The organism is Halomonas litopenaei, assembly GCF_003045775.1.
Classification (GTDB): domain Bacteria; phylum Pseudomonadota; class Gammaproteobacteria; order Pseudomonadales; family Halomonadaceae; genus Halomonas; species Halomonas litopenaei.
Genome location: NZ_PXNS01000004.1, coordinates 176478 through 198729, shown reverse-complemented (window position 1 = coordinate 198729; position 22252 = coordinate 176478). Strand labels below are relative to the sequence as shown.

Annotated in this window: 24 protein-coding genes; 8 read left to right on the top strand and 16 right to left on the bottom strand. The window is 61.3% G+C overall.

The window, feature by feature from the left end:
• Positions 1-18 precede the first annotated feature (18 nt).
• Positions 19-708 (bottom strand): orotate phosphoribosyltransferase, encoded by a 690-nt coding sequence (gene pyrE, locus C6W88_RS07440; protein WP_045992106.1) that lies wholly within the window; start codon positions 706-708, stop codon positions 19-21.
• A gap of 118 nt (positions 709-826) precedes the next feature.
• On the opposite strand from pyrE, the gene C6W88_RS07435 reads away from it, so the two are divergent.
• On the top strand, positions 827-1594 hold the full coding sequence (locus tag C6W88_RS07435) for an exodeoxyribonuclease III (protein WP_045992107.1): 768 nt from the start codon (positions 827-829) through the stop codon (positions 1592-1594).
• Positions 1595-1703: 109 nt separating this feature from the next.
• Here the strand turns inward: C6W88_RS07435 and rph are convergent, their stop codons facing one another.
• The gene (gene rph / locus C6W88_RS07430) at positions 1704-2441 is read right to left on the bottom strand and encodes a ribonuclease PH (protein WP_045992108.1); all 738 of its coding nucleotides are present in this window, start codon (positions 2439-2441) and stop codon (positions 1704-1706) included.
• Between the two features lie 223 nt (positions 2442-2664).
• Here rph and C6W88_RS07425 point away from each other — a divergent pair, with 223 nt between their 5' ends.
• The 3 genes from C6W88_RS07425 to C6W88_RS07415 all read left to right on the top strand — a co-directional run bounded on the left by C6W88_RS07425 (position 2665) and on the right by C6W88_RS07415 (position 5370).
• Entirely contained in the window at positions 2665-3528 is an 864-nt protein-coding gene (locus C6W88_RS07425) for a YicC/YloC family endoribonuclease (RefSeq protein ID WP_108131998.1), read from the top strand.
• A 374-nt stretch (positions 3529-3902) separates the two neighbouring features.
• Positions 3903-5123 carry a tyrosine-type recombinase/integrase gene (locus C6W88_RS07420; RefSeq protein WP_035414229.1) on the top strand — a complete coding sequence of 407 codons (1221 nt, stop codon included), beginning with the start codon at positions 3903-3905 and terminating at the stop codon, positions 5121-5123.
• Positions 5124-5184: 61 nt separating this feature from the next.
• Positions 5185-5370: a helix-turn-helix transcriptional regulator gene (locus C6W88_RS07415; RefSeq protein WP_035414227.1), complete on the top strand. Its 186-nt coding sequence runs from the start codon at positions 5185-5187 to the stop codon at positions 5368-5370.
• Positions 5371-5583: 213 nt separating this feature from the next.
• On the opposite strand, the gene C6W88_RS07410 is transcribed toward C6W88_RS07415, so the two are convergent.
• The 5 genes from C6W88_RS07410 to C6W88_RS07390 all read right to left on the bottom strand — a co-directional run bounded on the left by C6W88_RS07410 (position 5584) and on the right by C6W88_RS07390 (position 8726).
• Positions 5584-6195, bottom strand: a complete 612-nt coding sequence (locus tag C6W88_RS07410) for a lambda exonuclease family protein (protein WP_035470208.1) — start codon at positions 6193-6195, stop codon at positions 5584-5586.
• A 60-nt stretch (positions 6196-6255) separates the two neighbouring features.
• Positions 6256-6993: an ERF family protein gene (locus tag C6W88_RS07405; RefSeq protein ID WP_035470206.1), complete on the bottom strand. Its 738-nt coding sequence runs from the start codon at positions 6991-6993 to the stop codon at positions 6256-6258.
• Between the two features lie 11 nt (positions 6994-7004).
• Positions 7005-7190, bottom strand: coding sequence for a hypothetical protein (locus C6W88_RS07400; protein WP_035470203.1), 186 nt, complete (start codon positions 7188-7190; stop codon positions 7005-7007).
• 96 nt (positions 7191-7286) lie between these two features.
• The gene (locus C6W88_RS07395; protein WP_035470200.1) at positions 7287-8255 is read right to left on the bottom strand and encodes a TIGR03299 family phage/plasmid-derived protein; all 969 of its coding nucleotides are present in this window, start codon (positions 8253-8255) and stop codon (positions 7287-7289) included.
• Positions 8256-8393: 138 nt separating this feature from the next.
• Positions 8394-8726, bottom strand: a complete 333-nt coding sequence (locus C6W88_RS07390; protein WP_035470198.1) for a hypothetical protein — start codon at positions 8724-8726, stop codon at positions 8394-8396.
• Between the two features lie 766 nt (positions 8727-9492).
• Between C6W88_RS07390 and C6W88_RS07385 the strand changes: the two genes are divergently transcribed.
• Both C6W88_RS07385 and C6W88_RS07380 read left to right on the top strand, forming a co-directional pair.
• The gene (locus tag C6W88_RS07385; RefSeq protein WP_035470195.1) at positions 9493-10188 is read left to right on the top strand and encodes a YagK/YfjJ domain-containing protein; all 696 of its coding nucleotides are present in this window, start codon (positions 9493-9495) and stop codon (positions 10186-10188) included.
• A 66-nt stretch (positions 10189-10254) separates the two neighbouring features.
• Positions 10255-10572 (top strand): helix-turn-helix domain-containing protein, encoded by a 318-nt coding sequence (locus C6W88_RS07380; protein WP_231498571.1) that lies wholly within the window; start codon positions 10255-10257, stop codon positions 10570-10572.
• Between the two features lie 122 nt (positions 10573-10694).
• Here the strand turns inward: C6W88_RS07380 and C6W88_RS21335 are convergent, their stop codons facing one another.
• On the bottom strand, positions 10695-12512 hold the full coding sequence (locus tag C6W88_RS21335; protein ID WP_146164642.1) for a hypothetical protein: 1818 nt from the start codon (positions 12510-12512) through the stop codon (positions 10695-10697).
• 499 nt (positions 12513-13011) lie between these two features.
• Positions 13012-13260 (bottom strand): MerR family DNA-binding protein, encoded by a 249-nt coding sequence (locus tag C6W88_RS07370; protein WP_081919056.1) that lies wholly within the window; start codon positions 13258-13260, stop codon positions 13012-13014.
• Between C6W88_RS07370 and C6W88_RS07365 the strand changes: the two genes are divergently transcribed.
• Positions 13259-13846 carry a bile acid:sodium symporter family protein gene (locus C6W88_RS07365; RefSeq protein ID WP_231498570.1) on the top strand — a complete coding sequence of 196 codons (588 nt, stop codon included), beginning with the start codon at positions 13259-13261 and terminating at the stop codon, positions 13844-13846. The genes C6W88_RS07370 and C6W88_RS07365 overlap by 2 nt on opposite strands.
• Before the next feature lie 173 nt (positions 13847-14019).
• On the opposite strand, the gene C6W88_RS07360 is transcribed toward C6W88_RS07365, so the two are convergent.
• The 7 genes from C6W88_RS07360 to C6W88_RS07330 form a co-directional block, all read right to left on the bottom strand.
• Positions 14020-14583: an SCO family protein gene (locus C6W88_RS07360; protein ID WP_231498569.1), complete on the bottom strand. Its 564-nt coding sequence runs from the start codon at positions 14581-14583 to the stop codon at positions 14020-14022.
• 25 nt (positions 14584-14608) lie between these two features.
• A complete protein-coding gene (locus tag C6W88_RS07355; protein ID WP_035470183.1) occupies positions 14609-15073 on the bottom strand; it encodes a copper chaperone PCu(A)C in 465 nt (154 codons plus the stop codon).
• Positions 15051-15824, bottom strand: a complete 774-nt coding sequence (locus C6W88_RS07350) for a cytochrome c oxidase assembly protein (protein WP_071211138.1) — start codon at positions 15822-15824, stop codon at positions 15051-15053. The genes C6W88_RS07355 and C6W88_RS07350 overlap by 23 nt, the downstream gene beginning before the upstream one ends.
• Before the next feature lie 313 nt (positions 15825-16137).
• Positions 16138-17127, bottom strand: coding sequence for a L,D-transpeptidase family protein (locus C6W88_RS07345; RefSeq protein ID WP_231498568.1), 990 nt, complete (start codon positions 17125-17127; stop codon positions 16138-16140).
• A 107-nt stretch (positions 17128-17234) separates the two neighbouring features.
• Positions 17235-18707, bottom strand: a complete 1473-nt coding sequence (gene lnt, locus C6W88_RS07340) for an apolipoprotein N-acyltransferase (protein ID WP_108131997.1) — start codon at positions 18705-18707, stop codon at positions 17235-17237.
• A 34-nt stretch (positions 18708-18741) separates the two neighbouring features.
• Positions 18742-19245 carry a signal peptidase II gene (gene lspA / locus C6W88_RS07335; protein ID WP_035470171.1) on the bottom strand — a complete coding sequence of 168 codons (504 nt, stop codon included), beginning with the start codon at positions 19243-19245 and terminating at the stop codon, positions 18742-18744.
• The gene (locus tag C6W88_RS07330; RefSeq protein ID WP_035470168.1) at positions 19242-21440 is read right to left on the bottom strand and encodes a heavy metal translocating P-type ATPase; all 2199 of its coding nucleotides are present in this window, start codon (positions 21438-21440) and stop codon (positions 19242-19244) included. The genes lspA and C6W88_RS07330 overlap by 4 nt, the downstream gene beginning before the upstream one ends.
• Before the next feature lie 89 nt (positions 21441-21529).
• On the opposite strand from C6W88_RS07330, the gene C6W88_RS07325 reads away from it, so the two are divergent.
• On the top strand, positions 21530-21988 hold the full coding sequence (locus tag C6W88_RS07325) for a MerR family transcriptional regulator (protein WP_035470166.1): 459 nt from the start codon (positions 21530-21532) through the stop codon (positions 21986-21988).
• The last annotated feature ends 264 nt before the right edge of the window (positions 21989-22252 follow it).

Sequence of the window (22252 nt, the reverse complement as noted above, 5' to 3'; positions counted from 1 at the left end):
CAAGGAAGCCATAGCGACTCAGGCGCTGACGCCGTAGCGTTCGCGGTAGGCGCGGATGGCCTCGGCGTGGGGTTTGAGGGTGTCTCCCCCGCTCTGTTCGAGGTAGGCCAGCACCTGGTCGAGGCCGACGATGCTGACCACCGGGATGCCGAACTCGGCCTGCACCTGCTGGATGGCGCTCTTGTCGGTGTCGTCGCTGGCGCGCTCCTGGCGGTCCAGCGCCACCACCACCCCGGCGGCCTGGGCGCCGGCGCCGTCGATCAGCCCCATCACCTCACGGATCGCCGTACCGGCGGTGATCACGTCATCGATGATCATGATGCGACCGTCGAGCGCGGCCCCGACGATGTTGCCGCCTTCGCCGTGGTCCTTGGCCTCCTTGCGATTGAACGCAAAGGGCAGATCACGGTCATGATGGTCAGCCAGCGCCACGGCGGTGGTCGCCGCCAGCGAAATGCCCTTGTAGGCCGGACCGAACAGCACGTCGGCCTCGATCCCGCTTTGCTCGATGGCCTTGGCGTAGAAGCGCCCGAGGCGCGCCAGGGCGCGGCCGGTCTTGAACAGGCCGGCGTTGAAGAAGTACGGGCTCACCCGCCCCGACTTCAGGGTGAACTCACCGAAACTGAGCACGCCCTCGCCGATGGCGAACTCGATGAACTCCCGCTGGTAGGGATGAAGGCGCGCCGCGCCTGGCGGTTGAGGTGCCATGTCAGCCACGAGGCCTCCTGTCCAATTGCCTGGCCTTATCACGTTTTTCTCGACCGGCCATTTACCCAAACGTCGAAACGTCGGGTATCATACACGCGCGACGCAAAAGGGACCACGTATGAAAATCGCCACCATCAATGTAAACGGCATCCGCGAGGCCGTCGGTCGAGGCTTTCTCGACTGGCTCGCCAACCAGGACGCCGACGTTGTCTGCGTCCAGAACATCAAGGCCAAAAGCTTCGAGCTGGACGACAGCATTCTTTATCCTGAGGGCTACGAGGGTTACTTCCTCGACGCCGAACAGGACGGTTTCTCAGGGGTCGGCCTCTACTGCCGCAAGATCCCCAAGGCCATCATGTACGGCCTGGGCTTCCCCCAGTGCGACCATGAAGGACGCTTTCTGCAGGCCGACTACGATCGCTTCTCGATCGCCAGCTTCCTGATGCCCGACGGCAGCGATCCTGACGCCAAGCAGGCGTTCATGGCCCAGTACCAGGAGTACCTGTCGAAGATGGCTCGCAAGCGCCGCGAGTACATCATCTGCGGCACCTGGCACATCGCCCACAAGACCATCGATCTGGCCAACTGGGCCGACAACCAGACGACGCCCGGCTTCAAGGCCGAAGAGCGCGCCTGGATGGACCAGGTGTTCGGTCCCACCGGCTTCATCGACACCTTCCGCGAGATCAACCGCGACGGTGACGAGTACACCTGGTGGCCGGCGCTGGACCAGGATCAGCCGCGCTCCCGTCAGGAGGGCTGGCGCCTGGACTACCAGATCGTCGGGCCGAACTTCCGTCGCCATATCACCGACGCCTGGATCGACTACGACGCCACCTTCTCGGAGTTCGCGCCGCTGATCGTCGAGTACGACCTGCAACTGTAAGCCTCCCTTCGTCGCCGTCTGGCCCGGGTCCGGGGCCGGACATGAAAGCGCCGGCCCCTCAGGGGGCCGGCGCCTTCGTTCATGCGACTCATCTCGTCACGGCGACCGCTCAGGCGCGATTGCCGAGCGCCTCACGCTGGTGCTCGAACAGCTCGTTCCCGGCCTTTTCGGCCAGATCCAGCATGGCGTTGAGCTGACCACGGGTGAAGGTGCCGGACTCCGCGGTGCCCTGGACCTCGATCAGCTCGCCGGATTCGCTCAGCACCACGTTCATGTCGGTATCGGCGCTGGAGTCTTCCGGGTAGTCGAGATCCACCACCGGCTGACCGCGATAGAGCCCCACCGATACTGAGCTTACCAGCTGCGAAAAGGGGTCGGTCTTGATCAGCTTCTCGCGCTGCAGGTAGCGGATGGCGTCGATCAGCGCCACGCAGCCCCCGGTAATCGAAGCGGTACGCGTGCCACCATCGGCCTGGATCACGTCGCAGTCCACGGTGATAGTGAACTCGCCAAGCTTCTTCAGGTTCACCGCCGCACGCAGCGAACGCCCGATCAGACGCTGGATCTCCAGGGTGCGGCCGCCCTGCTTGCCGCGTGACGCCTCGCGCCCGCTGCGCGAGTGGGTCGCCCTCGGCAGCATGCCGTACTCGGCGGTGACCCAGCCCTGCTTCTTGCCCCGCAACCAGCGCGGCACGCCGGCCTCGACGCTGGCGTTGCACAGCACCTTGGTGTCACCAAACTCGACCAGCACCGAGCCTTCGGCGTGGCGGGTGTAGTCACGGGTGAGACGAATCTCGCGGGTCTGGTCAAAAGCGCGTCCGCTGGGACGACGGATGTCCGTGGACATGGCACCTCTCTTGGTCGACACGCCTCTTGCCGCGGCATCGCCTGGCGCAGCGAAGGGGACGACGTCGATCATGGAATGGAAAACGAAGGCCGCCCATTCTACACGCCTTGACCGATGAATCGGGTACACTGCGCTCACCGGTGTCGAGCCCACCCTCGACGGCCTTGCGACACCACCGCGCCCGACGCCAGGAATTCGCCAGGAAATCGCCAGGAGACCCGCCATGGTTCACAGCATGACCGCCTTTTCGCGCCAGGACCTCGAGGCCGACTGGGGCAGCCTGCAGCTCGAGCTGCGCAGCGTGAACCAGCGCTACCTGGAGCCGCACTTCCGTCTGCCCGAGGCCCTGCGTGACCTGGAACCCGGCTTCCGCGATGCCCTGCGCAAGCGCCTGGCACGGGGCAAGATCGAGTGCACCCTGCGCTTCGATGCCAGCGACAAGAGCGACAGCCTGAGCGTCAACCATGAGCGCCTCGCCGCCCTGTCATCGGCCCTGGCCGAGGTACGCGCCACCCTGCCCGAGGTGCACATGCCCGACGCCCTGGCCATGCTCGGCCATCCTGGGGTGCTCGAAGGCGGAGGCCTCGATCTGGACGCGGTCAAGCAAGCCGCCAACCAGATGTTCAAGCAGGCCCTGAATGACCTGGTGGAAGGCCGAGCCCGGGAAGGCGAGCAGCTCAAGGCGCTGATCGAGGAGCGTCTGGCGGCCATCCATGAGCTGGTGGCCGAGGTACGCGAAAGGATGCCGCAGATCCTCGAACGTCAGCGCACCCAGCTCGAGGAGAAGCTCGCCAACCTCAATGTCGAGCTCGACCCCCACCGGCTCGAGGCCGAGGTGGTGCTGATGGCCCAGAAGGCCGACGTCGCCGAAGAGCTCGACCGCCTCGACACCCACGTCACCGAAGTCGGCCGCCAGCTTAAGCAGAAAGGCCCCATCGGCCGTCGCCTGGACTTCCTGATGCAGGAGCTGAACCGCGAGGCCAACACCCTGTCGTCCAAGTCCGTGGTCGCCGACACCACGCGCTGCGCGGTGGAATTGAAGGTACTGATCGAGCAGATGCGCGAGCAGATTCAGAACATCGAGTAGAATCCACCAAAGGCCATCAAAAACCATTAAACCAATGTTTTTAAATGGAAAAAAGGTGCAAGAAGTCCACCAAGTTCCACCAACCTCCCCGGAAATCCAGATCATATAGGGGAGTAAAACGGGGAGAAAAAGTATTGCCTCTCCTCCCTCCGACACATACCCTTACAGATACTCCCCAGCTATGTCGATCCGAGTGCATGACCGGGAGCAAGTGGGGGGGTGCCCGCTGGCACTCTAAATGCCGTTGGAAAAAGGCCCACTAGGCGCCAGTGACGAGCTCATATGACATTAAGCCGACTATCTAGCCCAAGCCTAGCCCGAGTAGTTATCAAACGGTCGTTTGTTTTATTTTCCGCGGGGGACGAGAGGAAATAATGGGAAGCCTTACCGCCAAGAAGAGCCAGTCGCTTGTCAAGGAGGGTAAAGCAGGGCGCTACAGCGACGGCAACGGCCTATACCTGATGATACCGAGGAAAGGAACTCCTTACTGGATGTTGCGATACACGCTGTTTGGCAAGCGGCGTGAGATGACGCTGGGCAAACATGCCCACCTCTCTCTCGCCGAGGCTCGGACGAAAGCGGTTGAAAACCAGAAGTCTATACGCGAAGGCCTTGACCCCATCGAGGAACGCAAACGCGATAGCCAAGCCTTGATCAGGACAGTGGAGGACCTGTTTGCTGACTGGTACCCAGAGCTAGAGAGAAGACTCAAGCACCCAGCTATCCCAAAGCGGATATACAAAAAAGAAGTGGCGCCCCTCATCGGGGGTAGATCGCTGGATGCTGTCACCCCAATTGATATCCGTGAAATAATTAGAAGAGTAACAAATAGCGGTAGGCCGACAATAGCTAATGACACACTGATGTATCTTAAACAGATGTTCAACCACGCCATAAAACTGGGAATTTTAACTTACAACCCAGCATCCGCTTTCAACGTCAACGACGCAGGCGGTATTGAGAAAAGCCGCGATAGGGTTTTGAGCCTCGATGAGATTCGCAACGTTTTCCAAGCCTTCAGAGACAATAGCGACAGCTTCAGCCGCGACAACTACCTCGCCTGCGCGCTACTGCTCGTCCTGGGGGTACGTAAGACCGAACTTACCGAAGCCCAGTGGTCAGAATTCGACCTTAAGAACGGCCGGTGGAACCTGAGCGGTGAGCGCAGTAAGACAGGCGCCGGGATCGTCATTCCCCTCCCACCGCAAACCATCGGCTGGCTGGAAGAGCTCAAGATCCGTGCCTGCGGCTCGGACTATGTCTTTCCTAATCGCCGCAGCAGTAAGCGGGCCCACATGGGCAAAGACACGCTGAATCGTGCCATTGCCAAGCTATTTGGCAAGGAGCCTGGCAAGAAGCCGCAACCAGAGAACCGGATGGGCGATATCACCGAGTTTACTGTGCATGATCTACGCCGCACCTGCCGCAGCTTGCTCGCTGCCGTTGGTGTACCGGGGCATGTCGCGGAGCGTTGCTTGAATCACAAGCTCAAGGGCGTCGAAGGCATCTACGACCGTTACGACTACTTCGACGAGCGAAAAGAAGCGATTATCAAGGTCGCAAATCTTCTTGGCCCTGCAATAAATCTTCCCTAACTCACAACGTAAATTTCTACACACCAACAACATCTCATGAGCCAATTCTGGAGAAAGCGCCATGAGACTAATCAAGCTTAAAGATGTCACCAGCCTTACAGGTCTTGCACGCTCCACCATTTACAAATACATTTCCGAAGAAAGATTCCCAAAACCAGTATCCTTGGGAGAAAGAAATGTCGCCTGGGTAGAGGAAGAAATTCAGGACTGGATCCTAGAAAAAATAGCCGAAAGAGACCTTGCATAAATAGGGTAAAAAAACACGCTCGTCATTCCACCTAGCCGCAACATTCCCGCCGACTAAAAAAATACCGCTCCACCAGCCGACACAGCTTCCTAAGCAGGAAGCTGTGTCGGCATTATCATGTTATTTTTTCAAAGGCATCCCCTCTCAGCGAAGGACACCACCTCCTCACTGCCAACCACTAGGCGTGTAAATCCACCAGGTTTTCATCAGGCATCAGGCCGCCATGACCATGGCCATGCGACGATCAAGCTCCTCGTAGAAGGCCTCGACCCGCTCGGCGATGGTGCGAATCATCACCTCGTCCCGGTAGGCCCGCTTCACGAACAGCGGCATCCCCGGCCAGTAGCTAACGAAGTCGATCCATTCCCGCTCGCTGACCCACAGGCCGCCCTGGCACTGAGCGACGTGCTCTTGAGGTAGCTCGTCGGCCAGCAGCAGCTCGATCTGGTACTTGGGCAGCTTGGTCTTGATCTCCACCAAGCCATTGGTATCCACCAGGCAGTCCGGCGAATAGCCCACACCGTGGTTGAGGATGATGCCGACCTGCGCCAGGCGGGGCAGACCGGTGGCCTCGTGATAGAGCTCCCGGGCCACGGGCTCCAGCTCATGGCCGCGCTGGGTGTGGGCATTGCCCTGAAAGGCATCGGACGGCTCGCCGGTGATGCGCTCTCCGATCAGTTGATGCATGTAGCTGAGGGCCCCGGCACCGAAGCCGCCCGGTCCCTTGCCCTTGACCAGCAGAGTCTTCAGCTCGGACATGGTGACGATACCCAGACGGGCGGCATGCCACTCGGGCGTGCCCTGGTCCAGCGCCAGTATCTGCATGACGTTCTCCTTCTCGATGACACGGCATAGGCCGCGAGGGGAGGTCCCTTCGCCGCCCGATCAGTGATGTTGATGGTTGGGCTGCGCCCGCTTCTGCAGGGAGGCACGCAATCTGTCGAAGTCGCCGCGCGGCACCTGCTCAGCGTCGCCGTACTTGCCGACGAACCACTCCTGGGTCGCAGGAGGACAGGCGGCGATCAGCTGCCGGATCTGCCCGGCCTGGAAAGGGGTGACGAGTTTGACCGGGGCGGCGGCCTGACCGTTGTCGTCCTGGCCGCGGGTGGTGATGTTGAGCAGTGCGCAGAGCACGTAGCGCTTGCCGTAGCTGGTAGAGGAGCCGAAGGCCTGAACGGCGTTCTTGCTGCCGCTGGTATCGGCCGGCAACAGCATGCTGGTCTCTTCCCGATGGCCGTCCTGGTGCATCAGCACGCCGGTGACCTGGATGCCGCGTTCCTGGGTCTGAATGCGGAAGCTCACCGCGAAGCCGTACTTTTTCATGATCGGGCGCACGGTATCGACGATGTCCTCCAAGGTGGCGTAGTGACCGTTGTTGGTCTTGCCACGCTCGGCGATGCTCGGCAGTTCGGTCTGCATGGCCGCCATCGCGGCGCTGTAGGCCATCAGCGCCTGGCGGTCGAGCACACGCTCCTGCATCTGGAGCAGACGCTCCATCTTGTCGATGTCGACCTCGGGATTGAGTGCGGCCCGCTCGATCACCTGGATGATCGCGGTGCTGTCCTGGGTGGCCTGTGCGACCGGTGCCTGGTTGGCGGTCTTGGGATGAATAGGGGTTGCCATGATGGCCTCCGTTATCGATAGCGTTGGATGACGTCAGGGAGCTGCTCGATCGGGACCGGCTCCAGGGACACGGCCACGCGATAGACCTGCCCCTTGGCCAGAACGTGGGTTTCGGTTGCCTGTTCGCCGGCCTCCAGCAGCTGACGGGTCAGCTGGGTCAGGGCCCGGCATATCTCGAACGTCATGGGCGATTGCATTGGTATCTCCTGAAACAGTAGCGCCCGGCCTTTGAAGGGGCCGGGCGCTCTGCCGCGATGAGGGAAAGGCTGGGTGGATGTTTTGCTGAGTGATGATCAGCCCACCAGCGCAAGGGCAGACTCCAGCGCCTTGTCCTTGAGGCCGGCGCCCTGGCCGAACCAGGCGGAGTCCATGCGGTAGTCGTTGCTGCGGGCGCGCTTCTCGTGATCCACGTACTCGGTGACCGCATTGAGTAAGCCCCAGGCGGTGCCTTGCGCCGTGCACAGCTGAGAGCCGCGCCCCTCACCCTGATAGAGCTTCTGGACGCGATTGAGGGCGCGAACGTTGGGCAGCTTGGACGGATCGTCCATCGGCGCCTCGGCGTTGCAGACCACCGACTGGAAGTAGGTTCTCGCTTCCTCCTGGCTGACCTTGCGCTCAGCCAGGGTCTTCAAGCGGTACATGAAGTCGTCCCACTGGGACACGGAGATCCCCAGCTGCTGCTTGACCAGCTGAGGGCGAAACTCGGTGCTATGTGGCACTTTCACGCCCTGGGAGGTGCCATCCACCGCGATGGTCAGGGTGTTGTTGCAGACCACCCGCACGGACGTCGGGGTGGCGACGGTGGCCAACGAGCCGTCGCAGGAAGTGGCCAGCAGCAGGTAGTCGTTGACCTGATCCTGGCCCTTCAATGCCCCGCCCAGGCCGCTGCGCGCCAGGGCCCAGAACTTGCGGCCACCCTTGAGCACCCCGGCCGTCTCCAATTCGTATCCCGCGTATTCCGTGAGATCACGGTAGAACTCCAACACCTCCTCCGGTTGCACCACCTTGTAACGCTGGGAGACCACCGACAGTGGATCCTTGGTATCGGAGCGGTAGAGCACTTTCTGCTCGGGGAAGGAATGGATGCTGCCCAGGTGGCCAGCGCCGTCGGCAATGAAGCGCACCAGGGATTCCTCGATGTGCCAGTCCATGCCGGCCTGCTGTCGCCAGACTTCCAGCGGCTGATGACGAGACAGCTGCTGGCCCAGGCCATGCCAGGGGGTATCGCCAACGTAGGCCATTTGTTCGATCAGGTGTGCCATGGGGAAAGCTCCTTGAGAGTCGAGCACTGCATAACAGCCCGCTCCCCAAGGAAGCAGGCCGACCGTGAGCATGTTGATAAAGGGAGTCGCGGGATCATCGCTGAGCAGCGATGGACTCGTGAGACGGATCTTTAGGGGTCAATCGATATGGGGACGAAAGGTGTGGCCGCAGGCACGGCACTCGAGATTGTCGAGCACCTGATCATCCAGCTGACTACCCAGCCGTGCCCCAGCGACACCGCCTGCCGTGCCACCGACCAATCCACCAAAGACGGCTCCGGCGATACTGCCGACAGCGATCCCGACCGGACCGCCTACTGCGCCCACCAGGGCTCCGGCCTCGGCGCCACTCCAGGCGCCGGCCGCCCCACTGGCGGTACCGGCCACCGCCCCCGTGGAGCCTCCTACCTTCCGCCCGCGATGGCGCGACACGACCCGCAACGCGCCACAGCTGGGACAAGACATGGACATGACATTACCTCTTCCATCGAAAAAGACATGAGAACGAAGCCACCCGTCTGGGGCTTCAAGGAGGTAGTACAGGTTTGAAATTCGATTGAATCGACAACGGGCAAGATCCTGGGCGACACACCCGCAACATCATCGAGGTATACGTCAGCTACGGGAAAAAGCCGGGTTTTCCGGCCTCCGTCGGCTTCCTGAGCATGTTTCAGAACATCCGTCCGATGTTTCCCAGGATGACAAGCCAGGACGACGTAATATTTTACAGCGCTGTGAGATGGGATGCAGCGAAACCGTGACGTCATCGCGTCGCGGTGTCTTGTACGGATCGATAACGGAATTTCCCGAGAAAGTTAGTGACACCTCATTCGCCAGAAAACTGGGGCGATTGGCATGTCCAGGGATAGCGTTTCCCTGGGGTTCCGACATGCGTCACTGACGGGTAAGTATTATAGGGAGATTCACTAGACTCCTAACAGGGTCTACAGGGATAGGTCACTAGGTCATGATGGGCTCACTTGTGAAAGCCCATCCAGGATCATGAAGGATCATCCGAGGAGTGGTCCCATACAGACCACTCCCAATGAAACCATCACCCAACATGACCTTCTAGGGATTGACCTCACAGGCGACTGGAAAACGCCTGATGATGAAGTTCAAGTGAGCGACAGCATCACATCAAGGTCAGTACATACCGCTTCCTATTATCCTCCTATCGATCGACAAGACCATCGCTGCGGAATCTTTCACCATTCCCACAGCGAGGTATCTCCTCATGTTTCAACATCACCCCCTCTGCCATCCGCTTAACGACAAGCTGCGCCTTCACTACGAAGACATCTATCGAGGCTTTGACGTCCAGCATTGGACAGATGGCCCACTGGTCGTGAACTACCTGGAACGGTCCTTGCAGACCCTTGACGCCGTGACACGGATCAACCATTCCACCTTCATCTTTCGCGTGGATCTCCACTTCCCGGATGAGATGCCGCGTCTGCCGATGCATGAGACCAACGCCGTGCTGGCACGGTTCTTCTACTTCTTCCGCTACGAGCTCAAGCGGAGGCAAACCAAGTACCCGACCCAGCTGCACTACCTGTGGGCACGCGAGCAGGTCAACAGCGACAAGCCGCACTACCACCTGATGATCATGCTCAACAGGAACGCCTACGACAGCCTGGGGGCGTTCGGTCCAGATTGGTTCGGGGTCTACTCATTCAACAACCTCTACCACCGCATGATGCGTTCCTGGTTGAAGGCAATGGGGTTCGATCATGACGATCCACGCTTCCATCAGCTGATCCATGTCTGCAAAGACCCGGTCACAAAAGAGCCCTGGTCCTGCGCCCTGCATCGGGATGACTGGATAGCCATGAATGAGGCGGTATTCATGGCCAGCTATCTGTGCAAGGCCTTCAGTAAACCGTTCGGCCAGAGGGCGCATGTCTTCGATGGCAGTCGTCTTTGGTGATTGAGTGACATGGTATGGGTCCGTCCTAGGCGGACCCGTCCTACCTCTCTCAACATGGTGCCTGCAATGTTTCCGACTTCGATGTTTCCCTCCCTCTCGTTCCCTCACAACACCCGTGGCAGCCAAGAAGAATCGTCATCCCACGATCCCTGGGGAGATCGTCGCCTCGCCAGGATGGAACGCAAGGAACCGACCCGTCGACTGCTACGTGACGTCATGGCCCTACGCCGGATTCGTGGCATGAGCCAGACAGCGCTGGCGGCCGATCTGGGAGTCAGCGTGCGAACCTTGCAGGAGTGGGAGCAGGGGCGACGACTGCCCTCGGGGGTTGGCCATGCCCTGCTCAGACAGTGGGTAGAGACCCACCAAAGCGATGGAGATTGAGACATTGCGATGGATTATCGTACAACATGAGCGCCGCAGGATGTCGATTTTCATGTTTTTTTAGATTTATAAGTCACAATGTCTAACCCAATACCAGTTTGCACGCTCTAGGCAGCCCATCGCTACTTCTGGCGAGAGGCATCGCATGAGGCACGCCAGCGCCCATAGGGGCCACGTTTCTCGAGAGGGACAAGCTGAACCCCGAACGTCGCAAGCAAGGCCCTGCTCTGCTTGAACTTGGCCGCCAACCCTCGGGACGTGACAGGCCAGGAACCTGAAGGATCAGGCTCAGGGCGATACCCATCGAGCAGCACAAGCCAATCCTTGACCGTGGCCTCTATCCGTCCATCTTCCGACGCATCGATGAGACGCTTCACGGCCATCGCGACAGGATTTTCCTCCAGCTCATAATCGCGACGACTTTGCTGGTTGGCATCAAGTTGTTGCCAGAATTCGGCAGTATCTCGACCCAAAGCATCAGCCACCAGTACACCTATCCGGCATAGGTCTCGCAAACCACCATAGCGGTCGCATTGTCGATCATTTTCAACATGGCTCCAGAACTGGTTAACATAGCCAAATATTTGGAGAAGGCCATGAATGATGGTTCTCTCCGCCATGCTGCGATCCTCCACAGCATTTTGAGATTTGCCCCCTCCTGCATCATCCAGCTCTATGCTCAAGGTAGCGTCGGATAGCGGTGCATAGGTCACTACACTCTCGCTGCTATTCAGCATGACCGCACAACGGACGGAAAGATCTACCCCAGAACGCTTCGTTTTCGTGCGCCACTCCATTGCCTTTCCCTGCATGATCGAAAGCAAGCCTTTCTGCTGTGTTTTGGACAGCGAATCCACTCGATGGAAACTCATCAGGTAATGGCACTGCGCCCGAATATCCACTTGCTTTATCGACTTGGGAACCTCGATCTCAAACAGACTACTCGCCGGGTCTATGACCGTCTTCAGCATCTTCTGTGAATCGATCAGCTCAGGAGTAGGCTCACCTAACAACTCAAGCAACACGGGCGCACTATCTGAGCGCCAGGCCATGACCATCCAGGCAATCACCAACAGGTCACTATCTTTCGGCAGCGAAGTGACATCGAATAAAGTAGATATCGATTGAGGAAGCACATTCCCAACGTTATCAGGAACACACACCGGCAAGCTTTCTCGAGGCATGACATGGGGAATCCCAGTCCGTATCTCATAGCTCGATAAGCCCGGTGAAAAAATCAAGCATTGATTCCCCAAGATCAGCGCACGTCGACCACTGTTCAAGTCAACGCCTGCACGACCGTAAACCGGTAGAACAGCCTCGGGGATAGCACCATAAACAAAATTGCTGATGGCAGACCTGATGACACCATAGGAGACATCCTGCTGCCTTCCTATGGAGGTTCTCCAATACTCTCCCTTCAGCCTCTCAAGGATCTTTGGGTCGAAATGTGGCAAAGTCTCGCCCGTAAACTTATCAGTCAGCAGTGGGCTTCTCGACTCATTAGTAGTGAGATAAAACTGTCCTTGAAGCATGGACATGACATCGGCTACTTGTCTATCGTGACGAGATTGCTTTGGCGCTTGGCGCGCTCCAAATAACCCCATGCCCCCAGCACCAGATTCACTGCTCAAATCAGGCGCTGCCGGCCAGGAAGGCCAAGGAGCATTGAGCGCAGCTTGGAGATCGGGGTCACTAAAGAGGGACTTTAAAGTGGCCGGTGGCTCATCATCGTGTGATGCATTGGGAAATGAGGAAGAGGGTCCTGTATCGGGCGTAGGCGAAGTCTCTGCGGCATCATCAAGCTCACCAGAAGCCACCTTCCGAGCTTGCTCACGCCAATGCTCACTCAGGCCAAACCTCTGCCGCCGGTGCTTGGTATTGGCTACCTCGTGTCCCACTGGATGAGACTCGTGGTTATCCTGACCATGATCCGTCATTCCCTACCTCGTGCCTTTTCGCCATCGAATATCTCGCAAAGCCTATCACACGGACCTCTGACATCCGCTCTTCCCGATCCCCCTCGTTAGCTGTGATACCTCAGGCTTCTTAAGCCAGGCGGCTACATGGCCGAGACAGTAGAGGCGACTTGTCGTCTCGATCACCACCCCCTGCCTTACAAATGGCGCACAGCGGCCCCGGGCCGCTTTTATACCGTGAGATACGAAATCATCAGGTAGCGGCATAAACGCCGCACAGAGCGGCATGGCGCGATAACGTCGCCGTCTCTACCCACAGCCCACTGACCACGGCGGCCACGCATGAAATTTCCACCCAACAGCCGTATCAACTCCATCATGGACGACCGGCTGGCCGCCAACAGCTGTCAAGGTCTTCGCTGCACCGCATGTCGGAGTTCTTCGAGACTGTCAGTTTCAACAGATGGCTGCATGGAATGCCAGAAGCTGGCAGCACCACATTGACGAGCCCCGTCATGACCTACCAGTCATGCAGGGCAGCGATCAACGGGCACGACACCTTTCTTTGATGCACATGGCATTCATCGACCAGCCGGGATAAGGCCGCCTCGATGCGGGTCAGATCAGCCAGCCTGGCGCGCACGTCGTCAAGTCGCTGTGACGCTAGTTCCGCCGCCTCGCTGCAATGAGCACCATCCTCCAGAGCCAGTAGCTGCCCGATCTCGTCCAGGCTGAATCCCAGCCGCTGCACCGCTTTCACGAATTTCATGCGCGCCACGTCGGCGCTGTTGCTCGTGCAGTTGCTGGCTTTACCGGTCTATCTCTGGCTCTTTCTGGGCGCGGAGTGGTTCCAGGCAGCGATCAGCACCCACCTCCTCAGCGCCTTCGCGGGATTGATTCTCACCCCCTTGGCCCTGGCCTGGGTGACCGAGCGGCTGGCCGAGCGTCACCTCAATGCCAGACGGTGGGTTCATGGCCTGGGCCTACTGCCCGTACCCCTGCTGGCACTGGTGGTCTTTGTCATCGCGGCCTCCCAGGTGACGACCGTGGCCGGCCTCGGCGGGGTCTTGCTGCAAGTGCTGCCGATCTTCGTCGCCTACCTGGCCTTTGCCGCCATCCTGGGCAAGACCCTCGGCAGGCTCTTCCGGCTCTCCGCGCCATCAGCCAGGACTCTGACCTTCAGCTTCGGCACACGCAACTCCTTCGTGGTGCTACCCATCGCCCTGACGCTGCCCGATGCCTGGCAAGCCGCCGTGGTGGTCATCGTCTTCCAGTCGCTGGTCGAGCTGTTCGGCATGGTGGTGTACCTGAGATGGGTGCCAGGCAAGTTGATCCCGGAGCCCTCTCACACATAGCCCTTGCAGCTCCCCATCCAATTTCCAGGAGTAAAATGTGATCGAACGTCGTGTTCGGCTGCCTCAAGGCGCAACGACGAACCTTGCACCGTACTCCTAGCCAAGCCCCCCTCGGCAGCCCCCTGAACCGTACCGATCCTCTACGGAAGATAGGGGCGATGGACAGTGACTACTCAGGCACCGCTGGCAAGCCTTTCGAGGTCGGCAACCACGGCCTCCATAGGATCGCTGTCGCGGATCAGCAGGCGCGCCTCTCCCTGATCATTGAAGGCGAAAACAGCGCTGGAGTGCGACACATCATAGTTGCCTTCGCTGTCCTCTTCGCCATACCCGTAGGTCACCCGATAGCGGCGTGTCAGTTCATCGAGGGCCGCTTTATCCCCCGTGAGGCCGATGAACTGGGGGCCGAAGGCATCCGTGTACTCTCGCAACGTCTCGGCGTCATCGCGACGAGGGTCGACCGAGACGAAGAGCACCTGAATGTCGTCGCGCGCCGCCTCACCCATGCGTTGGGTGGCGGCGTCGAGGCGCGCGAGGGTGGTGGGACAGACATCGGGGCAGTGAGTGAAGCCGAAGAACAGCAGTGTGCTCTTGCCGAGGAACTGATCGGCGTTGACGTCTTTGCCGTTCTCGTCGACAAGCTCGAACGCCAGGGGAGGCATGAGCCCCGAGATATCCTTGGTCTGCCAAGGCGGCTCGCTGCAGCCCGCAAGCCATAGGGTCACGAATAGTGCCATGATCCATCGGTGCATCCTGCTCCCCCTACTGTGCTGTCGGCGCCACGGCGCGGAAGGTGACACGCTGTCGCTGCTCGCCGGCGAAATGAAGGTTCACCTCGATGTCGTCACTAACAACGAGGGGGCGAGTCCGTTTCATGAGCATGAGATGATAGCCCCCCGGTGCGAACTCGATCTGCTCCCCCGCTGCCAGTTCTAATTGGGCGACGGGTTGCATACTGGTGATGCCATCCTGATTGACAGTGCGATGCATGGTGACATTGCCGAAAGCGGGGCTATCCGCTCCTGTCAGGGTGACGCCCTTCTCACTGGTATTCGTGAGGGTGAAATAGCCTGCCGCGGGCAGGTCCCCGGGCAGAAGCCGAAGACGCGCCTCGCTGACCTGCAGTTCGGCAGCAGCCACCGTGCCGGGCGTCGCGATCAGCAGCAGGAAGGCCCAGCACCAGCGTTTCGCCAGGCGCGGCAGACTAGCGTGTGGCGTGAGAGACATCAGCGGCATCCTCCTTGCGGGCGTCACGGAACAGAAAGCTGAGAATGATCAGAACCCCAATGGCACTCATCATCGAGGCGGGAATCCAGGTCAGCAGGCCGCCGAGGAGTTGGTCAGTCAGAGGATCCAGCGGCCAGGCGCGACCGCAAACCTCGTAGACATCGAAGATCACGTCGCGACTGAAGGTGATATAGGCGCCCAGGAGAATTTGCGGGGGGATCACCGCCAACAGGATGGCGACACGCTTGCCATAGCCGAGACCGCCTTGTTGCGGCGAGCGGCGATCCAGGATCAGCCACCAGAACAGCAACCCATCCAGCGCCATGCTCCAGTTCATCACCTGATAGAGATCAGCGCTGAGCATGGCGTCGAAGTGGATCTCGGGAATCAGCCAGAAATAGATCAGCCCGACGAACAGTAGGGGGGCGATCAGTGGATGCTGCAGAGTCCGATAAACAGGACGCAGCAGGCGCGCGGCCAGGCTCCACCCGGGGAAGGGTCTGATTCGAGTCGGCAAGCCGTCTGCCAGTACCGGCAAGGGGGCGGCCAGGGCGATCAGGAGGGGGCCGGCGTGATGCAGCACCAGGTGCTGGGCCCGATGGGTAAAGAACATGTACTGGGCGAGGTAGTCGTAATGAGTCTGGGTGACGCCATAGATGGTGGCGACACCCAGCAGGTAGGCCAGGATTCGGCCCGCGCCGGTGGCCTCGCCGCGCCGTCTGCGCTGCCGCAGGCCTCGCAGGTAGAGCACGATGGCCAGCAGGCAGCTCGCCGACCAGGTCAGTGAGAACTCCCACGGCAGCAGGTAGCCCAGAGCGACGTCGAGCTCGATAGCCCTTCCCTCCCCAGAATCGGCACGCCAATGGTGAGCTTAGGAGCCCGCCGCACCATGCGGCAAGGTGGGCCTATAAACGCAGGCAAAGCCAGAGCCCGCAGCTCGGTGCCTGGTAGGCGAGGAAGGCCGAGCCCCAACGCACCGCCAGTGGCCATGCAGAGGGCGATAGACCTTGGATAAGCCACGACCGAGTCAGCTCACGAGACTGACAAGACTCGCCATGTCGTCGTCATGGCCTACGCAGCGCGATTTCTGCGTAGATACCCTTGTAGCCAGTGTCGTGCTTTCTATCCGGTTCCGGCGCCGGCTTGGGGTTCAGGGACACCATGCGACCGCTGGGGTCATCCAATAGGCCGCGAAGCTGTCCATCATCGAAGCTCAAGCCCTCGACACCGCGTTGGTTGAGGCGTGTGACGGTGTCTTCCAACGCGGACATGCTGTGCCCTTCTTCTTCCAGCGGCGGGAATGCCTGAACCAGCGGCTGCTCTTCCTCCCAGCCGATCTTGATGGGTTGGTTGACGATTTGGACCTGGGTGTTCGGTGGCACGCGGTCGAAAATCGACTCGATGTCCTCAGGGAACATGCGAATACAGCCACGGCTGGCACGCATGCCGATACCATCCGGCTGGTTGGTGCCATGAATCAAGTAACCGTCGAAACCCAGGATAATGGCATGATCCCCCAGTGGATTATCCGGACCCGGAGGCACCACGCTGGGCGCCTTCTCACCGCGTGCCCTGGCTTCACGCTGGACCGACTCGGGTGGGTACCAGGCAGGGTTCTCGATATTCATGGTGGTTTCGGTGACACCGAGGGGGGTACCGAAGCCTTCACGACCGATGCCGATGGGATAGGTCTCAACGCGTGGCGTTTCACCATCGTCAACCTCCGGATAGTAGTAGAGGCGCAGCTCGGCGATGTTGATGACGATCCCGGTGCGCTCAGCATCGGGCAGGATGAAGCGCCCGGGTATGGTCACCTCGGTACCCTCGCCGGGAATCCAGAGACTCACATCCGGATTGGCTCGCACGATCTCCCTGTACCCCAGGTTGTGTCGCCTGGCGATATCGAGCAGGGTATCTCCTCGATCATCCACCGTTATGCGGTAGGTGTCGCCGATCACATTGCCTTCCTCAGGCAGCGGATAGTGGCCGCGGGGCCACTCGTTCTCCTCTTCGGCCTGAGCAACGCTAATGAGTGCCAGCCAACCGACCAGCACCCCCACCACTGAGCGTGCTCGGAGCTGCCACCATGGACCTTTCCTCGCTGTACTAGAGTGACGTTCCGATAAAGCCATTATTCTCTCCCTTTTCGACTGGACTATTATCATCCAGACCGACGTGTGTTGAGTTTCCATCCAAGCAGCACCAGTAAGGCGGCCAACACCCAGGTCGGCCAGCTACCGGTACGTGTGAACGGTGTGTTCCCCACCATGGGCAGCGCCTCGCCGCGGAGGCTCGTCGCCAGGAACTGTGGTGCGCGGGCCGTGACACGGCCCTGAGTATCGACGATGGCGGTCACCCCGTTGCTGGTGGCGCGGATCAGATAGCGGCCGTTCTCCAGGGCGCGCAGGCGGGCCATCTGCAGATGCTGCAGGGGGCCGATGGAGCGTCCGAACCAGGTGTCGTTGGAGACCGTCAGCAGCAGCTCGGCGTCGCGCGCCTGCTCGGCCACCCGGTCGGCATAGATGATCTCGTAGCAGATGGCGTTACCGATGGTGGTTCCGGCGGCGCGCAGCGGTTCCTGATCGTCGGTGCCAGGCGTCATGGTGGGCATGGGCAGGTCGAAGAAGGCGATGGTGCCGGCGAGCAGGCTCTCCAACGGCAGGTACTCGCCGAAGGGCACCAGGCGCGCCTTACGGTACTTTCCCTCGGCGTTACCCAGGCCGATCACGCCGTTGTAGTAGTCGCCGCCGTCGCGCTGCAGGATGCCGGTGAGCAAGGCGGTGTCGGGGGCGAGGTTGGACTGCACCCGCTCCAGTATTGGCCGGGCCTCCTCCTCGAGCATCGGCAGGGCCGCCTCGGGCCAGACAACCAGGTCGAAGTCGTTGGACTGTGCAAGGGTCAACGCCGTATAGATACTGGCCGCCTCGCGCTGCCCCTCGGGAGTCCACTTGATCGCCTGATCCAGGTTGCCCTGCAGCAGGGCGACCCGCAGCGGCTCGCCGGCCGGGAAGGTCCACTGGGTCGGCAAGGCCATCGGGGCTAGCCAGAGAACAGCGATGGGCGCCGCGGCCCACCAGCGTCGTCTCAGCAGTTCCACGCCCAGGGTGCCGGTCAGGGCGGTGATCAGCGACAGCAGATAGACCCCGCCCACCGGGGCCCAGGCCGCCAGCGGCGAGTCTACCTGGGACGTGCCCAGCAGCAGCCAGGGAAACCCGGTAAACAGCCAGGTGCGCAGCCACTCGCTGAGTACCCAGATGCCGGCGAAGCTGAGGAAGGCCAGGCGTGGGCCCGTGACGCGGCGATAGAGCCAGAAGGGGACGGCGAAGAACAGCGCCAGGCTGGCCACGAACAGGCCGGTGAGGAAGAGCGCCAGGGGCGCCCCCGTATAGCCGTAGTCGTGGATCGCGACGAAGACCCAGGAGGCACCGGAGCCGAACAGGCCCACCCCATAGCACCAGCCGCGGAGGCCGGCCTGAGCGGGTGTCAGGACATGGATGCCGGAATAGACCAGTGCCACCGCCACCGGGCCCAGCCACCACAGCGCAAAGGGCGCGGCGCTGAGAGTGGTCAGTCCCCCGGCGGTCAGGGCCAGGAAACAGCCGAGGGCCGGAGAGATCCGGCCGGCAAGCGTCATGTACCGGACTGGCAGGTTCTCTGCATCCATGCCGTTACTCAGACGCTCTGGGGGAGGGACGCTCACGTAAGGCCGCAATCGCAAAGGCGATGACACCCAGGAACAGGGCGATATCCGCCAGGTTGAAGGCGGGCCAGTGCCACTCATGCCAGTAGACGTCCAGGTAGTCTACGACATACCCTCGTACCAGGCGGTCGATGCCATTGCCCAGCGCGCCACCCAGCATCAAGCTGTACCCCAGCGCCTCCAGACGGGGCCTGGGCCTGCACAGCAGGATCGTCAGGACAATAGTCACCATCCCTGTCAGGCCCAAGAAGAGATAGCGCTGCCAGCCGCCTGCATCGGCGAGGAAGCTGAAGGCCGCTCCCGTGTTCCACCAGTGGCCCCAATTGAAGAACGGGGCTAGCGGGATGGTCTGGCCATACGGCATCAGCGCCTGCACCAGCCCCTTGATGGCCTGGTCGGCCAGGCCGACCATAACGGCCAATGCCAACCAGTACCAGCGGCGCGGCACTGTCGGTATCCGCTCTGTCCTCATGACGTGGCTTCCTGGTAGCGCGGGCTTGCCGAGCCAGTCGTGGCATTATTGCCTGGCGAGAAGCGATAGCCCAGCAGCCGCATGGCGTTCAGGGTCACCAGCACGGTGGCGCCGGTATCCGCCATCACCGCGATCCACATGCCGGTGATGCCCAGCGCCGTGGTCACCAGGAAGATGGCCTTCAGGCCCAGCGCCAGGGCGACGTTGGTCTTGACGTTGCGCAGCGTGGCCCGGGACAGGGCGATCAGCTCGGCGATGCCGCCGACGCGGTTCTTGAGCAGCGCCGCATCCGCGGTTTCCAGTGCCACATCCGTGCCGCCGCCCATGGCGATGCCCACCTCTGCCGCGGCCAGCGCCGGCGCATCGTTGATACCGTCGCCCACCTTGCCGACTGGGCCTCGGCCGGCGGCCTGCCAGTCACGAACGCGCTGGGCCTTTTCCTCGGGCATCAGCTCGCCATGTGCCTCGATGCCCAGGCTGTCACCGATGGCCGCGACGGTACGCGCATTGTCACCGCTGAGCATCACCGCCTGCACGCCCAGGCGCGACAGCGCCGTCAGCCCCTCCCGGGCATCGTCGCGAGGTTCATCGCGCACGGCGATCAGGCCCAGCGGGCGCTCGCCTTCGACCAGCACGGCGAGAGTCTTGCCGGCGTGTTCCAGCTCGGCGATCCGAGCGGTCAGATCGTGATCGAGGGCGGCCTGCTCTGCCAGGTGGCGGGGGGTGATCAGGCTCAACTCACGCCCCTCGACCCGACCGGAGACCCCTCGGCCCGACAGGGCGCGGCTCTCACTCGCCAGTGGAAGGGAAAGGCCCAACTGCTCAGCGTGGGCGAGGATGGCCGTGGCGATGGGGTGGCTGGAGTCACGTTCCATCCCAGCCGCCAGCCTCAGGATCTCTTGCGTGCCCTGGCCAGTGGCCCAGTCCTCCACGTCGGTGACCTTGGGGGTGCCGGCGGTGAGGGTGCCGGTCTTGTCCAGCGCCACCGTCCGCAGCTTACCCAGCTGTTCGAGCACCGCGCCGCCCTTGATCAGCAGGCCCCGCCGGGCGCCCGCCGAGAGGCCGGCAGCGATCGCCGCGGGGGTTGAGATCACCAGAGCACAGGGACAGGCGATCAACAGCAGGGCCAGGGCGCGATAGATCGATTCCGACCAGGCCATGGTCGAGACCAGCGGCGGCACCACCGCCATCAGCAGGGCGAGCCCCACCACCGCCGGCATGTAGTAGCGAGCGAAGCGGTCGATGAAACGTGCCACCGGCGCCTTGGCGGCCTGGGCCTCCTCCACCAGGCGGATGACCCGTGCGATGGTGTTGTCCTCGGCGCCGCGGGTTACCTCCACCTCCAGGGCGGCATCGAGGTTGACCGTGCCGGCAAAGACGTCGTCCCCCGGCGCCCGCGTGCGGGGCACCGACTCCCCGTTGATCGGTGACTCATCCAGGTCGGATTCGCCGGTCAGAATACGTCCATCGCAGGGCACGCGGTCGCCCGGTCGCACCAGGACTCGCTGCCCAGGCGTGAGCGAGGCGGCCGAGACCTCACGGGTATCCCCATCCTCCATCAGCCTCGCCGTGGACGGCGTCAGGTCCGCCAGGGCCGAGATGCTGCGTCGCGCCCTCGACGCGGCCACCCCCTCCAGCAACTCGCCTACGGCGAACAGGAAGACCACCACCGCCGCTTCGGCGGCGGCATTGATGGCCAGGGCCCCCAAGGCGGCGATGCTCATCAGCATCTCGATGGTGAAGGGGTTGCGCATCTTCAGCGCACCCCAGGCGCCTTGTGCAATGGGCACCAACCCCACCAGGGTGGCCGCGACGAAGGGCCAGTTGCCTAGGCTAGGCCAGACCAGGCGGAGAACGAAGGCCAGAGCCAGCAGCCCCCCCGTGACGAGCACCAAGCGTCCCTTGGCGGTCTGCCACCAAGAGGCCGGAGCGGCATCCGCCTCATCTCCCTCATCATCGGTGGCAAGCTGGTAGCCGAGCTCGTTAAGGATCCGCTCGATCGCCTCATGAGAAGGCGTCGTATCCTGTTGAGGGTGAATCCTCACCGATCCGGTGACCGAACTGGCCGACACCTCCCCGATGCCCTCCAGGCGGCCCAGAGCGGCCTCTACCTTGCGCTCGCAGCCGCCGCAGTCCATGCCTTCCACCTGCAGTGTCAGCGTCGACGGGATGGTGCCTTGCGTTGGTTCGGTCATGGCGCTGCCTCTCCGAATGTCTTAATCTTGTCCGGAAGCATAATCCCTGTAGCAACTACAGGTTCAAGTCATGCAAGAGGAGCATCAGGATGCCGGAGATTAGCCATGCCATCGGTATCGGGGAGTTGGCTCGCCGTACCGGCTGCCAGCCTGAAACGGTGCGTTACTATGAGCGCATCGAGCTGCTGGAAAACACCTTACGGACTGAAGGGGGTCAGCGTCGCTACGACGAGCGCGCCGTCAGACGGCTGACCTTCATTCGCCATGCCCGGGACTTCGGCTTCTCGGTGGATGCGGTACGTGAGCTACTGGCGATGTCCGACCAGCCCGACATGTCCTGTCAGGAGGTCGATGCCGTTGCCAAGCATCACCTGGAGGAAGTGGAGTCACGTCTGCAGCGGCTCTCGGCACTGCGTGACGAGCTCAGGCGGATGGTGAGCCAGTGTGATGGGGGGAAAGTCGAAAGCTGCCGGATCATCGAGGTGCTGAGTGATCACCAGCTGTGTATCAGTGAGACAGCCCACAAAGGCGCTCACGACTTTGGGTAACCTCCTGCGCGTCCCAGCGTGCCCTAGTTGAGACATTCAGGAGCAGCATGATCACCATGCTCCATTGAGACTCCCAGGGTCGCCTTGTTCTGGTGACCGCTGCGATGGTCTCGGGAGTGATCTCATGGCCAATGACATACACCATCACGCCGGCGGTGAGGCTGCCTAAAAACCCAGCGTGACTGTCGAGATACCTTCCATAACCCCTTCCCGGGTGAAGCGATTGCCGCTGAGGCGGTAGGGTCTCATGACGATAGGCAGATC